We start from the raw sequence: 14108 nt of genomic DNA, 5'->3' as shown, positions 1-14108 counted from the left end.
AAAACACATCTAAATTTAGATGTGTTTTTTCATTATAGAATAATCTTCAATTCACTTTTATCTTCTTTTACTAATAAGTTACCTCAACTAAAACAATACTTCACTCAATCAAACGCATAACCTACTCAATCGCGATTTCATAACTTTTTATATCCATCTATATTTGATGTAAATAATATAAATTATGAAAACACTTTTAAAAACACCTCAGAAAAAATCGGATGTAAATAATTCCGTAAACACGACTCAAAATTTTGCTTTTAGCTTAAATAAGAGCTTTGCCATTATGTCTATTATTGTGGCGACAACATTAAGTTGTCAATTTGTAACTGCACAAGAAACTCCAACAGTAATTTCCAAATCTGTAGATTCGTCTATTATTGTTTCTGGAGTTATTACCGATGAATATGGTCCTTTAGATAGCGCCAATGTTATTTTAAAAAACACACGTATTGGAACTGCAACTACAAAAAAAGGAGCGTTTAAATTCCCTAAACCACTTAAAAAAGGAGATATTTTAGTGGTTAGTTATGTTGGTTGCGAAACACAAGAGGTTACAATTTCAGAAACCAGTCGAGTTATAAACATAACTATGAAAGCAAAAGAATTTGAAGTTATTTTAACATCTTCTGGATCTGAAAAACCTTACAGAAGTAATAGAAAATAACTCTTGTAAATTATAAAATGAAATTACTTAAACTCTTTATATCATTATTTTTTATATGTCAGTTACAGGCTCAAAAATCAGATTTTATTCATCTAGATTTCACAAAAGCCGATAGTGTTGCTATGGCTTATAAAAATAATGATATAAAAAATTTACCAAAACTAGCTTACAATCTAACTAATAACCTAGAGACTAATGCAGAAAAATTTAGAGCCATCTATTTTTGGGTTGCAACAAATATTGCAAACGATTACGATTTGCAAGATTTACATGATGCTAAACTAAATCGTTTTAAAAGTAATAGCATTAAACTTAACAAATGGATTAAAACATTTAAACCAAAGCTATTTAAGAACCTTTTAAAGCACAATAAAACTATTTGTACTGGATATGCATATATAATAAAAGAGCTTTGTTATTTTGCTAATTTAAAATGTAAAATAATTCATGGTTTTGGAAGATCCAGCCTAACAGATGTTGAGAATTTTAATACGCCTAACCATTCTTGGAATGCTGTATTTCTAAATAACAAATGGTATTTAGTAGATGTTACTTGGGCTAGTGGAACACAAGATCTAATTACAATGGATTTTAGATTTAATTATAGCGATGGTTACTTTTTTACAGAGCCAAAGTTGTTTGCAAAAACCCATTATCCATTAGATAAAAAATGGCTTTTACTAGGTAATGAAACGTACACCTTTAATTTTTTTTTAAACGAAGCTATTATATATAGAAATGGCTACGAAAAATTAAATCAACTAATTTCTCCTAAACAAATGCATTCTTATTTGAGCACAAAAGATGATGCTATTTTTAAATTCACTCTAAATAAAAACACAACTAAAGCCGATTTTTATTTAGTAGTAGATAATGGTTATCAATCTGAAAGGACACAAGTAAAGCCTATTCTCATAGAGAATAACAAAATAACATTAAAGCATAAGTTTAAAACACCAGGTTTTTACGATGTACATCTTTTTATTAAAAATGATTTAGTAGCGACTTATACATTTAAGGTAAGGTGATTTTTTAAAGAATATCTTTTCCTAAATTATCAATCTCCTTTATTGCTTCTTGTTCTTTGAGTTTTTTCTCGTCTATTACATAGGTTTTAGATAAGCTATCGTGCCAACCTTTTCCTGGTTCTCCCAGAAAAGAAAAAGCATCAAAAGGAATATGCCTACATAGGCTTCTTAAAAAAACATCGCTAAATTCAGGGTTAGATCCATCTTCTAAAACCACTCTTGTTTTTGTAATGTATTTACCAATACTTTTACCGGTATAGGTTTCTATTACTGTATAATACAAAACACCAATTATTAAAGATTCTAAAAAAGATTTTAAATATGAATCTTCTTCAACAATAACATTATATAAACTAACATCATTTGTGAAATTTGCATAAAGTCCAACTATTACACTTATTATAATTCCTAATACGACTTTTACTAATGAATCTATTAAATAATTATAAAATCGTTTTTCATTTGAAGCTAATATTTTGTTTACTTTCATATAAAGTGATAAGAAAAAAGCTTCAATATAATATTGAAGCTTTTTATTATTTAATTCTATGTGCTTGGTTTAACCTTCGCAACTAGTACATTCTTTCTTTTGTTTAAATTTTTGAGCTGCATTCATACTATGTTGGTAGTACATAGATTTTACGCCCATTTGCCAAGCAGTAACATAAATATTATTTAAATCTTTTGTTGGCATATCTGGATGAACCATAACGTTAATAGATTGTCCTTGATCTATAAAGTTTTGTCTACTAGCGGCTTGATATACCACATCTAATTGATCTATTTCAGGATATGTTTTAAATACATTCTTTTCATGTTCTGTAAAGAAATCTAAATGTTGAACAGATCCATCCATATCACGAATACTTCTCCAAACATCTACTGTATTTTTTCCTTTCTCCTCTAAAAGACTTACTAAAAATGGGTTTTTAATAGTTGTTTTAATTTTAGCAATATCTTTTACATAAATATTTGACCATATTGGCTCTATACCTTGAGATACTTGTCCTAAAATAAAAGCAGAAGAAGTTGTTGGCGCAATTGCATTAAGCGTTGTATTTCGTCGTCCATATCCTTTTAATACTTCTGGTTCACCATACATTTTAGCTAACTCTTCAGATGCTTTGTATGATTTATCTTTAATACATTTAAATATTTCATAATTTAAATCGAATGCTTCTTTACTATCAAAAGATAACATTTTAGATTGTAATAATGAATGCCATCCTAAAGCACCTAATCCTAAAGCTCTATTTTCTTTTGCAAAATTATAGGCTTTCTCCATAAATTTAAATGTAAGTACATCATCACGATCATCAGAGTTTTTAAATACATCTAACTTCGTAATAAACTCTTCCATTACAGCATCTAAGAAATATGTAAGTGTTTCTACAGCATCTGTATCTTTCCACTTATCATAATGCAATAAGTTTATAGATGATAAGCAACATACAAAAGACCAATCTTCATTAGAAGGTAACATGATTTCTGTACACAAGTTACTTGCGTAAATCTCCATGTTTTTGTCTTTATAAACATCTGCAGCATTATTGTTTGCATTATCTCTAAATAGTATATATGGATATCCTATTTCTGATCTTGATTGTAAAACTTTAGCCCAAACCTTACGTTTTTCAACATCACCATCGCGCATTTCTTCCATCCATTTATTACCTACAGTAACACCATGTGTAAGTTCTTGGATTGGATTTCCTTCTGTTCCTATTTCTAAAAACTCGTTAATATCTGGATGATCTATTGGTAAATAAGGTGAAAAACGACCTCTTCTAACAGAACCTTGACTTACAACATCAACCATTTTTTCAAATAATTGCATAATGTGAACTGAACCAGAAGACTTACCGTTGTTTTTTACCGGTGCACCTCTATGACGTAATTTACCAAAGTATCCAGATGTTCCTCCACCTAGTTTAGACATCATTCCTACTTCAGATTGCGAGTATAAAATATCACCCATATCATCTGCTATGTGAGAACCAAAGCAACTAATAGGCAAACCTCTTTGCTTACCAAAATTAGACCATACTGGAGAAGCTAAAGAATAATAACCAGCAGCCATATATTTATAGAACTTATCTGCATAACCATCAATCTTTAAGATGCGTTCTGCATTTTCTGCTATATCTCTAATACGTTGTTCTGGAGTTATTCCATCTGTTAAATATCCAGATTCTAAAAACTTACGACTGTTTTCTGTTAACCACTCAATTTCTGGTTGATTACTTAATTCATTACTAACTTGTAATGCTTTTTTTCTTGCCTCTACAAGGTCGTTTGCACTAGAGACTTTTAGGTTTTGGTTGGTTATGGTGTTCTCGCTCATAATTAAAATAGGTCTTCGTAAGTTATACTTTTGCTTCTTTTTGTGTATGCTATTGATCTTTTCACAAAGAAATCGCCATGTTTTGTACCAATAATTTCATCGTCAAACCATTCTGTTTCTTTTAATAATTCTTCATCTACCTCAAAAACGTTTTCTAATCCAATACTAACTAAAGATTTATTAAAACGGTTTTTCAAAAACTCATTTACAACGTTTTTAGGTAAGAAATCTAGTTCTCCTTTCTCAAAAATCCAATCTACAATTTTGCTTTCTGCCTCAAAGGCTTGCTTACACATATTGGTTGTGGTTTCTTTATATTCTTTACCAAACCACTTTGGATTTTCGTCTCTTAGAATTTTAATAATATCTATTCCAAAATCACCATGTATCTGTTCCTCTTTAGATGTTGCTTCTACAACATTTGAAATTCCTTTTAATACATTTTTATGTTTATTAAAAGCCATTATTATTAAAAATTGAGAAAACAATGACACGTGTTCTATAAATAATGAAAACAATACAATAGACTCTGCGTAATCCTTATTATCCTCACTTTTTGAATTTCTTAAAGCTGTTTCCAAGTAATGAACTCTTTCCATCATTACTGGTTTCTTTTTAAGTTCTTTAAACTCATTATTTAGACCTAAAACCTCTAACAAATGAGAGTAAGCATCGTGGTGTCTTACTTCACTTTCTGAAAAAGTGGCTCCAACAGCTCCAACTTCTGGCTTTGGCATTTTATGGTAAATATCTCCCCAAAATGTTTTAACAGCAACTTCAATTTGAGATATTGCTAACATTGCATTTTTTATAACGCTACGTTCAACCTCATTTAATCCTGTTTTAAAATCCTGAACATCACTAGTGTAATTAAATTCAGTGTGTATCCAATAAGAGTGTCTTATTGCGTTCACATATTCGTATAATTGTGGATATTCAAAAGGCTTAAAATTAATTCGTTTTTCAAAAATATTAGTTTCTCTTTTTCTTGCTTGCTCATTTCTATAAAGAATATAAGCTTTTGCTACATTTGGAAAAGAGCTCTCCATTAATTTCTCTTCAACAATATCTTGAACCTGCTCTACTGTTGGAATGTAGTTTACTTCATTGTTTTTTAGCTGAAGTAAGCTATTATAGACATTATTAGAAATATTTTCCGCATCATTACGTGTTCCTACTTGAACAGACATCATTGCCTTTTCAACAGCATTAGTAATTTTGTTTAAAACAAAACTACTAGTTTCATAATCTCTCTTAATAATTTGCGTTATTTCCATCTTTTTACTTCTTAAAATTTCTACCAAAAGCAAGTATAAAATATGCTGACTTTTAAATTAAAAACTAAACATTTAATTTGCCAGAATTAACTTAAAATATCCTCTAGAATAATTGATGTGCTTTTTGGTTTAACAAATATCAGAAATAGTTAGATTGATTTTTGAAAAAAGAAAAGAGCTTTTCAACAAGTTTTTAACAAAGACTGTAACACCTTTATTTTACACTTGCTGAGCTAAGAAATAAAAAATATTATTTGTAAAAATAAGAAATACACTTACAAAATAAGAATACAAAAAAGAAAGAGATTTTAAGATTTTATTTCTTCCTTTTTTACATGTTTTTCGGCTGCTGAGCATAAATCATTATACCAAGTTTTACCAAATTTTCTAATTAAAGCTTCTTTAACAAATTTGTATACTGGAACTTGTAATTCTTTACCCAAACTACATGCATCATCACAAATTTCCCATCTATTATAATTAACCGCGGAAAATTCAGAATATTCTTTTACACGAATTGGATACAAATGACAAGAAACTGGTTTTTTCCAAGTTATATCTCCTTGATTATAGGCTTCTTCAATACCACAAAGCGCTGTATTTTTTTCGTCAAAAATAACATAAGCACAATCTGCGTTATTAATTAAAGGGGTTTCTAATTCTCCAAAATTTAATACAGATGTTCCTTGAGACTCAATAGCAGTAATTCCTTCAGGACGTAAATATGATTTTATTTTAGGATAAATGTCATTTAAAATGTCAGCTTCTTCAACTGTAAGTGGAGCTCCAGCATCTCCATTTATACAGCAAGCTCCTTTACAAGCGGAAAGATTACACATAAAATCGTTTTCAATAATCTCTTCAGAAACAATAGTTTTTCCTATTTGAAACATAACAGCCTTTTTATTTGGTACAAATTTAGAGAAACTTTACTTTTATTTAACAATAAAGTCTTTATATTAAGATACTTTTGCAACGAAAATTAAAAAAAGAATTATGGAATTCGAATTAAAACAGATTTTTACAGCTTTTATGGTACTTTTTGCAGTAATTGATATTATTGGAAACACACCTTTAGTTATTGATTTACGCAAAAAAGTAGGTCATATTCAAAGTGGAAAAGCTGCTATTATTGCTGGTGTAATTTTAATTGCTTTTTTATTTTTAGGACAAAGCATGTTACAACTTATTGGCTTAGATGTCTATTCTTTTGCTGTTGCTGGATCTTTTATCTTGTTTTTTATTGCACTAGAAATGATTTTAGGAATTACTTTATATAAAGAAGAAGAAACTAATCCAATAACAGCTTCTGTTTTTCCGTTAGCATTTCCATTAATTGCAGGACCAGGAAGTTTAACAACACTACTTTCTTTACGTGCAGAATTTGAAATTCAAAATATTATAATTGCGGTACTATTAAATGTTATTGTAATTTATGCCGTTTTAAAAACATCTAAGCGCATTGAGAAATTTTTAGGTCAAAACGGAATTAGTATTATTCGTAAGATTTTTGGTGTATTATTATTAGCTATTGCCGTAAAATTATTTGCACAAAACATTAAAATATTATTTGCTTAAGCTTTTAAACCATGAAAGTATTTACATATATATTAACTATAGTTGCTGTAGGATTAATAATCTACAACATAACACTTATTAATTTTGAATCACCTTTTCAAGATAAAAGCCTATCTGCTCTTATTACTATTTTAGCTGGACTTTGTGCTATTTTATTGCTCCAAATATTAAGAGTTTCTAAAAAGATTGAACTAAAAAGTAAAGGTAAATAAATGCTAGATACGCTAATAGTTGGAGGCGGTGCAGCAGGATTATCTTGTGCTTTAGTTTTGGGATCTGGTTTAAATAAACCTTTTGCTAAATCTAAAAGTGTTGCAATTATTACGCATCAAAAAACATCTCATTTACAAAACGCTTTATTCAACAATGTATTAGGTTTAGAACCAGGAACTTTAGGTAGAGACCTTTTAGAATCTGGAAAAAAACAACTTAAACATCTTTATCCAGAAGTACTTCAAGTTGAAAAAGAAAAAGTAATCAGTATAACTAACTTTAAAACTTATTTTGAAGTTAAAACAAATAAAAACACTTACAAGACAATGCGTGTTGTAGTTGCAGTTGGCTACACAAGTCTTATTAATATTAATGGACTAGAAAGCTATTTAGAACCTCATCCACAAGCCGCTATAGAAAAAGATCGAGTTTGGCTTAAAAACGAAAATCATTTAGTTGCAAAAAACCTTTATGTTGCTGGAACTCTAGCTGGCGGAAGAAGTCAGTTTGCTATTGCTTCTGGAAGTGGCGCACAAGTTGCTACAGATATACTAACATTTTGGAATAACGGAAAGCATACTAAAATTCACGATAAGGTTTAATTCCATAACAAAACTTAAAGTCCAAATCCTTCTGTTCATCAAATAATCACTAATATTGTAATAAATACTATAAACTATGAGTTTTGAACGCGAATTAAAGAAAAGAAGTGGTGAAAAATGCGAATTATGTTCTAGCAATGAACACTTACAAATTTTCACACTAGAAGGCGCAAGAGAAGAAAACTTAAAAACTCAAATTTACGCTTGTAAAACATGTGTAACTCAAATTACAGATCCAGAACAAACCGAAGAAAATCATTGGCGTTGTTTAAACGATAGTATGTGGAACGAAAACGAAGCCGTACAAGTTCAAGCCTGGCGTATGCTTAGTCGTTTACGAGACAAAGGTTGGCCACAAGATTTGGTTGACATGATGTATTTTGAAGAAGACGTTTTAGAATGGGCAAAATCTACTGGCGAAGGCGAAGATGAAGAAGGTAAATTAATTCACAGAGATGTAAATGGTGTTGTTTTAGAAACTGGAGATTCTGTAGTTTTAATAAAGGATTTAAAAGTAAAAGGCTCTAGTATGATTGCAAAACAAGGAACTGCGGTTAGAAATATTAGATTAGATCATGAAAACGAAACTTTTATAGAAGGTAAAGTTGGTCCTACTCGAATTGTAATTATTACAGAATACGTTAAGAAATTATAAGCCTCAAGATTTTAATCAAAAAATTGAATTAAATTTTAGTTTATGTTAGAAATCCGACCAACTTGCGAACATTGTAATACAAATTTAGCAGCAGATTCTAAAGGTGCTATGATTTGCACTTTTGAATGTACTTATTGCAAAGATTGTGCTACAAACACATTTAAAAATGTGTGTCCAAATTGTGGAGGTAATTTTACAGAAAGACCAATTAGACCTCTTTATTTAATGGATAAATATCCAGCTTCAACGATTGTAATACATAAACCAAAAGATGTAGAAGCACATTTAAAACGTATTCGGAAAGATTAAGTTTTTACTACAATAAGCCTTCTTGTTTTTTATAATGAGCTTCAGCCTGTTTCTTCATTAACTCTCTAGCTTGCTTTAATCTAATATCGTATAATTCTTGCTCTTCAGATAATTCTTTGTAAATTTTATCGTTAACTTTAAAATCTGTTGCTATAGCCAATTTTCGTTCTTTTATACGTTGCTCAACTAAACTTTTTACAGCAGTTTCATGATCTTCAATTTTAAAATCATATTCCCCTTTTGGCGCTAATAATTTTGCAAAAATAGGCGATGTTTCTATAGCTAAAAACAATAGAAATATAAAGAATGAAGGCAACCAAGGTAACTTACTTAAAGCATTAACACGAGCCATTAATCCATCGAAACCATCTATAATAGGCTGAGAAGTGGCTACATTTGTTTTATAAGTTAATTCTAATTGTGCTATTTCTGTTTCAATAGCTTTAATTTTAATTCCATTGGTTTCTTTTAAATTTTTAAGTTCCAATAGAGCTGCATCGTGTTTTTGGCGCTTCTCTTTATAAACTGGACCTTTTCCTAGTTTATTTGTGCCAGATGTACCTTCAGCTTCTGTAATATAAGTACTATAAAGTGTATTAACATTAGCTTCTTTATTAATAATCTCTGTCTTTAATGTATTTATATCAGTTTTTAAAGCTTCAATTTTAGGATTGAATTGCTGTGCTATCTGACCTTGATTTACTAATGTTAAATCATTTTTTTCTTCTAATAAAACCTGATTAATTTCTTTTTCAAATATTTTAAGCTCTAAAGGTTTTGAAATAACAACTGCAATAATTAATGCCAAAATTAATCTTGGAGCAGCTTGGAGCAATTCGTTTAAAAAATGATCTCGTTTTTTTATTGTTGATACTATAAATCTATCTAAATTAAAAATTAACAAAGCCCAAAGTACTCCAAAACCTATAGCAATAAATGGATTATCGAACACAATAAACAAGGCATAACTTGATGCCACAAAAGCCATTGTTGCAGTAAAAAAAACGGTTGCTCCAATACCAACAAATTTGTTTTGTTCGCCATTAGAAACTGTTTTTAAAACATTAACATCTGCGCCAGAACACAGTATAAAGAATTGCTTTAGCATAATAGTGGTTTTTTGTTACACAAATAATATTAAGACTATTAGAACGCTAAAAAGTGTTTTTTGTTACAAACTTTAACATAAAAAATCCCTTGCAATATAACTGCAAGGGATTTTTATTTGGTTTTTAGTTCCGTTGTTAATCCGTTTTAGGTATATCGTACTCAGGAGCTGCCCAAGGTCCTTTACTTTGTTTATGAGATAGGATGATAATTAGTGAACCATCAGGCTGTTCTTCTGTTTTCATACCTATTAAACCATCAGTCTTAACCAGTTTAATAGCTTCTGCTCTAGTTATTTTTTTAGAATCATAAAAAACCTCTGAGTCTTTAAATTTATCATTTCTTAAGTGATTAACATAAGTTGTTATTTTATGTTTCATCTTATCGGACATTGGCGGCGGTGGAATATTAGATTTCTCACCTTTTACAACTACTTTTCCTTCAACAATCTTATGCTGTTTTTTGTATTCTGAAATCATTTTTTTATACCTCTCTTTCTCATCTGGTGTTGCATTTTGAGGAATTGGTGGTGGCGGAGGAGCTGGCAGTAAAGATTTCTCGCCTTTTACAACCACTCTACCTTTAACAATTTTGTGCTGCTTTTTATATTCTGAAATCATTTTTTTATACTTCTCTTTCTCTTCTGCTGTTGCATTTGGAGAAATTGGCGGTGGCGGAGGAGCTGGCAATAAAGATTTCTCGCCTTTTACAACTATTGGTGAATTATCTATTTCTTTAGATGTGTTACTTACTAAAGTAATAATAGCTGGCGGGAATTTTATTTTACCAGATTTTACGTTAAATAATTGAATATTTGCACCCATTTTAGCGTCTGCTAAATATGATTTTGCATTAGTATTAATTTTATTTCCCTTTATATTTTGAGTTGGTTTACCTGGAAATTTTAAATTAAATGAAGTTATTTCCTCGTCTCCTGTAGTACCTATTATTAAATATTCCACTTGTTTTTTTGTGAACTTAAAAAAACAGTCTTCTTTACATATAATTCCATTTATTGTTAATATTATGTCTTCATTTACTAAATGTTTATATGGGTTTTCATTTTCAAAAAACTGAATAACAACTTTATCGTCTTTATAAACCTTAGCAACATAATTCCCAGGGATTACATTTGTTGCATTAACTTGTTTTGATCCATTAATGTGTTCTCCATACTTATTTACTTCAATACCATTTGGATTAAAATATCTTGTTACATTATTATAGGTTACAAAATAATGAGTTACATCTTCAATTGTAATAAATCCTGTTTTAATATCTACTGAGTTCTGTTCATTATTTATTGAATTTGAAATTTTATTAGATTCCTTAACATCTTTTAACTCTATAGTTTCAGTTGTAGAAAAACCATAAACTAAAAGTGCTACTACTGGCACAATTAATAAGGTACGCAGTAAAATGACTGTTTTTGTGCTTTTTGTTTTCATAAGTGTAAATCGTTTTTTTAATGTTGGGTAATTAATAGCATTGAATAAACTATGTTGGGGTTGACTTATAGAATAATCTAAAAGTATATTTTGATATTTTTTTGTGTCTATTCCTTTTTCTAAAACAGATATATCTGCTAAGAATTCGTGATTTAATTTAATATCTTTTTTTATGAAGTATAATAATGGGTTAAACCAAAACACAACTTGTAACAGTTCTATAAACACAATATCTAAACTGTGTTTTTGTTTTGCGTGCGTTAGTTCATGTAATAAAACTTCTTTAGGTATTTTATGCTCCGAGTAGTCTTTTTTATTGAAAAAGATATAGCTAAAAAATGTATGTGGAATAGTAGGTTTATTAACTAAAACAGACGTAAAACTTGCAGTTTTATGTTTCTCGTTAGTTGAAATATCTCTTAATAAACCACGTATATTTAAACTAAATTTAATTCCAAAAACAAGAACTCCTAATCCATAAATAGACCATAATAATATTGATAAATAATCTATTGGTGTTTCTACAATTTCAAGATTTAAGTCTGGTTGAAAATTTTGTGGAACAGCTATAGTTTCTAATAAATCTAAAACTTCAGGCTCCACATAATTATAGAAGGTAATAAATGGAATAACTATAGAGGCCACTATTGCTATTAACAAATAATAACGTTTAAAATGATGGATAGACAAATGTTCTAAAACCAATTTATAAAACAGCATAAATACTGCTAAACATACACCAGATTTTAATAAGATAGACAGTTCCATATTATTTGTTTTTTATTTCGTTATCTATAATTGCTCTTAATTCTTCTAACTCTACTTTAGAAAGGTTAGTTTCTTTAGTAAAAAAAGATGCAAATTGAGAACTACTATCGTTAAAGAAATTTTTTATTAGTCCGTTTACGTGTTTAGAGAAATAATCTTTCTTTTTTACCAATGGATAATATTCTCTAGATTTACCAAACAACTTATACCCCACAAATCCTTTATCTGCCATTCGTTTTAACAAAGTTGCTACAGTTGTTGTTTTAGGCTTTGGTTCTGGATACGCTTCTAATAAATCTTTCATAAATCCTTTTTTGAGTTTCCAGATATGATTCATTAATTCTTCTTCTGTTTTTGATAATTGCATATTCTACATCTTTAGAGTAACTTCTACAAATGTAGAATAAATAAATAAACTCTACAAGTGTAGAGCATTTATTTTTTAAATATTTAAGTGATTTAATAGTAAAACAGCGCCTTACCATTTAGTTTAATTGAGAGGCAACAAGTTTATTTAAACAAAAAACCCGTTCCAATTAGAACGGGTTTTAAAGGTATTATATTGATTTTTATTTTTTTAATTCTGTAAAGTATTTATAAAAATATGGAATAGTTTCTATTCCTTTTAAGTAGTTCCAAACTCCAAAATGCTCGTCTGGAGAATGTATGGCGTCACTATCTAAACCAAATCCCATTAAAATGGTTTTGCTTTTAAGTTCTTCTTCAAATAATGATACTATTGGAATAGACCCACCACTGCGTTGCGGTATTGGTTTTTTACCAAACGTGGTTTCGTAAGCTTTACTTGCGGCTTGGTAACCTAAACTATCTATTGGTGTTACATAACCTTGTCCGCCATGATGTGGTGTTACTTTTACTTTTACGCCTTTAGGTGCAATAGATTCAAAATGTGTTTTAAATAAATCTGTAATGGTTTCCCAATCTTGATTTGGAACTAAACGCATAGATATTTTTGCATAGGCTTTACTAGCAATTACTGTTTTAGCACCTTCGCCAGTATATCCGCCCCAAATTCCGTTAACGTCTAATGTTGGTCTAATAGAATTACGCTCGTTTGTTGAATAGCCATTTTCTCCATAAACTGCTTCTATATCTAAAGCTTTTTTATAGTTCTCTAAACTAAAAGGTGCTTTTGCCATTTCTGCTCGTTCTTCAAGACTTAATTCTTCTACATTATTGTAAAAGCCTGGTATTGTTATATGGTTATTTTCGTCGTGAAGCGAAGCTATCATTTTTGTTAATACATTTATTGGGTTTGCTACTGCCCCTCCATATAATCCAGAATGTAAATCTCTATTTGGACCTATAACTTCTACTTCTACATAACTTAATCCGCGTAAACCTGTTGTTATTGATGGTACGTCTTTAGCAATCATTCCTGTATCGCTAATTAAAATAACATCATTTTTAAGTTTTTCTTGGTTATTTTTTACAAAGGTTGCTAAATTAACAGAACCAACTTCTTCTTCGCCTTCTATCATAAACTTTACGTTACAAGGTAATTGATTGGTTTGTGTCATGAACTCCATTGCTTTAACGTGCATGTACATTTGTCCTTTATCATCGCAAGCGCCACGAGCAAAAATTGCACCTTCTGGATGTAATTCTGTTGATTTAATTACTGGTTCAAATGGTGGAGATGTCCATAAATCTATTGGATCTGGTGGTTGCACATCGTAATGTCCGTAAACTAAAATCGTTGGTAAATCTTTATCTATAATTTTATGAGCATAAATAATTGGATAACCATCTGTTTCACAAATTTCTACTGTATCGCAACCTGCATCTTTTAAGCTTTTAGCGACTTCGTCTGCTGTATTTATAACATCTTTTTTATAAGCAGAATCTGCACTTATAGATGGTATTTTAAGTAAATCTATTAATTCGTTTAAAAAACGTTTTTGGTGTTTTTCAACGTAGGATCTAGAATCTTGCATAAGAATTTTTTGAATTTTAGTAAAAATACAAAAAGTATAGATTTTATACTCAAGGTTTGTTTGTTAATTAAAACTAATGTTTATATTTGCAGTCCTTATTTGCGGGCGTGGTGGAATTGGTAGACACGCTAGACTTAGGATCTAGTGCCGCGAG

15 protein-coding genes are annotated in these 14108 nt (G+C 29.6%); 7 read left to right on the top strand and 8 right to left on the bottom strand.

Features of this window, described 5'->3' with window-relative positions:
- Positions 1-184 precede the first annotated feature (184 nt).
- Together ACFDSN_RS03780 and ACFDSN_RS03775 are read left to right on the top strand one after the other, a co-directional pair.
- Positions 185-667 (top strand): carboxypeptidase-like regulatory domain-containing protein, encoded by a 483-nt coding sequence (locus ACFDSN_RS03780; protein WP_375238496.1) that lies wholly within the window; start codon positions 185-187, stop codon positions 665-667.
- Positions 668-684: 17 nt separating this feature from the next.
- Positions 685-1695, top strand: a complete 1011-nt coding sequence (locus ACFDSN_RS03775; protein WP_375238495.1) for a transglutaminase domain-containing protein — start codon at positions 685-687, stop codon at positions 1693-1695.
- A gap of 4 nt (positions 1696-1699) precedes the next feature.
- Here the strand turns inward: ACFDSN_RS03775 and ACFDSN_RS03770 are convergent, their stop codons facing one another.
- From ACFDSN_RS03770 to ACFDSN_RS03755, 4 genes are all read right to left on the bottom strand, one after another.
- Positions 1700-2185: an RDD family protein gene (locus tag ACFDSN_RS03770; protein WP_375238494.1), complete on the bottom strand. Its 486-nt coding sequence runs from the start codon at positions 2183-2185 to the stop codon at positions 1700-1702.
- Between the two features lie 69 nt (positions 2186-2254).
- Positions 2255-4039, bottom strand: coding sequence for a ribonucleoside-diphosphate reductase subunit alpha (locus ACFDSN_RS03765; protein ID WP_375238493.1), 1785 nt, complete (start codon positions 4037-4039; stop codon positions 2255-2257).
- A 2-nt stretch (positions 4040-4041) separates the two neighbouring features.
- Positions 4042-5316 carry a ribonucleotide-diphosphate reductase subunit beta gene (locus tag ACFDSN_RS03760; RefSeq protein WP_375238492.1) on the bottom strand — a complete coding sequence of 425 codons (1275 nt, stop codon included), beginning with the start codon at positions 5314-5316 and terminating at the stop codon, positions 4042-4044.
- A 308-nt stretch (positions 5317-5624) separates the two neighbouring features.
- On the bottom strand, positions 5625-6209 hold the full coding sequence (locus ACFDSN_RS03755; RefSeq protein WP_375238491.1) for a DUF3109 family protein: 585 nt from the start codon (positions 6207-6209) through the stop codon (positions 5625-5627).
- A 103-nt stretch (positions 6210-6312) separates the two neighbouring features.
- Between ACFDSN_RS03755 and ACFDSN_RS03750 the strand changes: the two genes are divergently transcribed.
- The 5 genes from ACFDSN_RS03750 (at position 6313) to ACFDSN_RS03730 (ending at position 8673) form a co-directional block, all read left to right on the top strand.
- The gene (locus ACFDSN_RS03750; protein WP_375238490.1) at positions 6313-6894 is read left to right on the top strand and encodes a MarC family protein; all 582 of its coding nucleotides are present in this window, start codon (positions 6313-6315) and stop codon (positions 6892-6894) included.
- Between the two features lie 11 nt (positions 6895-6905).
- The gene (locus tag ACFDSN_RS03745; RefSeq protein ID WP_375238489.1) at positions 6906-7106 is read left to right on the top strand and encodes a hypothetical protein; all 201 of its coding nucleotides are present in this window, start codon (positions 6906-6908) and stop codon (positions 7104-7106) included.
- The gene (locus ACFDSN_RS03740; protein WP_375238488.1) at positions 7107-7709 is read left to right on the top strand and encodes an FAD-dependent oxidoreductase; all 603 of its coding nucleotides are present in this window, start codon (positions 7107-7109) and stop codon (positions 7707-7709) included. It begins immediately after the preceding gene.
- 76 nt (positions 7710-7785) lie between these two features.
- Positions 7786-8364 (top strand): PhnA domain-containing protein, encoded by a 579-nt coding sequence (locus ACFDSN_RS03735; protein ID WP_375238487.1) that lies wholly within the window; start codon positions 7786-7788, stop codon positions 8362-8364.
- Positions 8365-8406: 42 nt separating this feature from the next.
- Positions 8407-8673, top strand: a complete 267-nt coding sequence (locus ACFDSN_RS03730) for a DUF1272 domain-containing protein (protein WP_375238486.1) — start codon at positions 8407-8409, stop codon at positions 8671-8673.
- A 7-nt stretch (positions 8674-8680) separates the two neighbouring features.
- Here the strand turns inward: ACFDSN_RS03730 and ACFDSN_RS03725 are convergent, their stop codons facing one another.
- The 4 genes from ACFDSN_RS03725 to ACFDSN_RS03710 form a co-directional block, all read right to left on the bottom strand.
- Positions 8681-9781 carry a DUF4407 domain-containing protein gene (locus ACFDSN_RS03725; RefSeq protein WP_375238485.1) on the bottom strand — a complete coding sequence of 367 codons (1101 nt, stop codon included), beginning with the start codon at positions 9779-9781 and terminating at the stop codon, positions 8681-8683.
- A 136-nt stretch (positions 9782-9917) separates the two neighbouring features.
- The gene (locus tag ACFDSN_RS03720) at positions 9918-11996 is read right to left on the bottom strand and encodes a M56 family metallopeptidase (protein ID WP_375238484.1); all 2079 of its coding nucleotides are present in this window, start codon (positions 11994-11996) and stop codon (positions 9918-9920) included.
- A 1-nt stretch (position 11997) separates the two neighbouring features.
- Positions 11998-12363 (bottom strand): BlaI/MecI/CopY family transcriptional regulator, encoded by a 366-nt coding sequence (locus ACFDSN_RS03715; RefSeq protein WP_375238483.1) that lies wholly within the window; start codon positions 12361-12363, stop codon positions 11998-12000.
- Positions 12364-12565: 202 nt separating this feature from the next.
- On the bottom strand, positions 12566-13954 hold the full coding sequence (locus ACFDSN_RS03710) for a dipeptidase (protein ID WP_375238482.1): 1389 nt from the start codon (positions 13952-13954) through the stop codon (positions 12566-12568).
- Between the last annotated feature and the right edge of the window lie 154 nt (positions 13955-14108).

Source organism: Aurantibacter sp. (assembly GCF_042094015.1).
Lineage (GTDB): Bacteria > Bacteroidota > Bacteroidia > Flavobacteriales > Flavobacteriaceae > Aurantibacter.
Note: the sequence above shows the minus strand (reverse complement) of the source record. Positions and strands in the feature narration are given on the sequence as shown.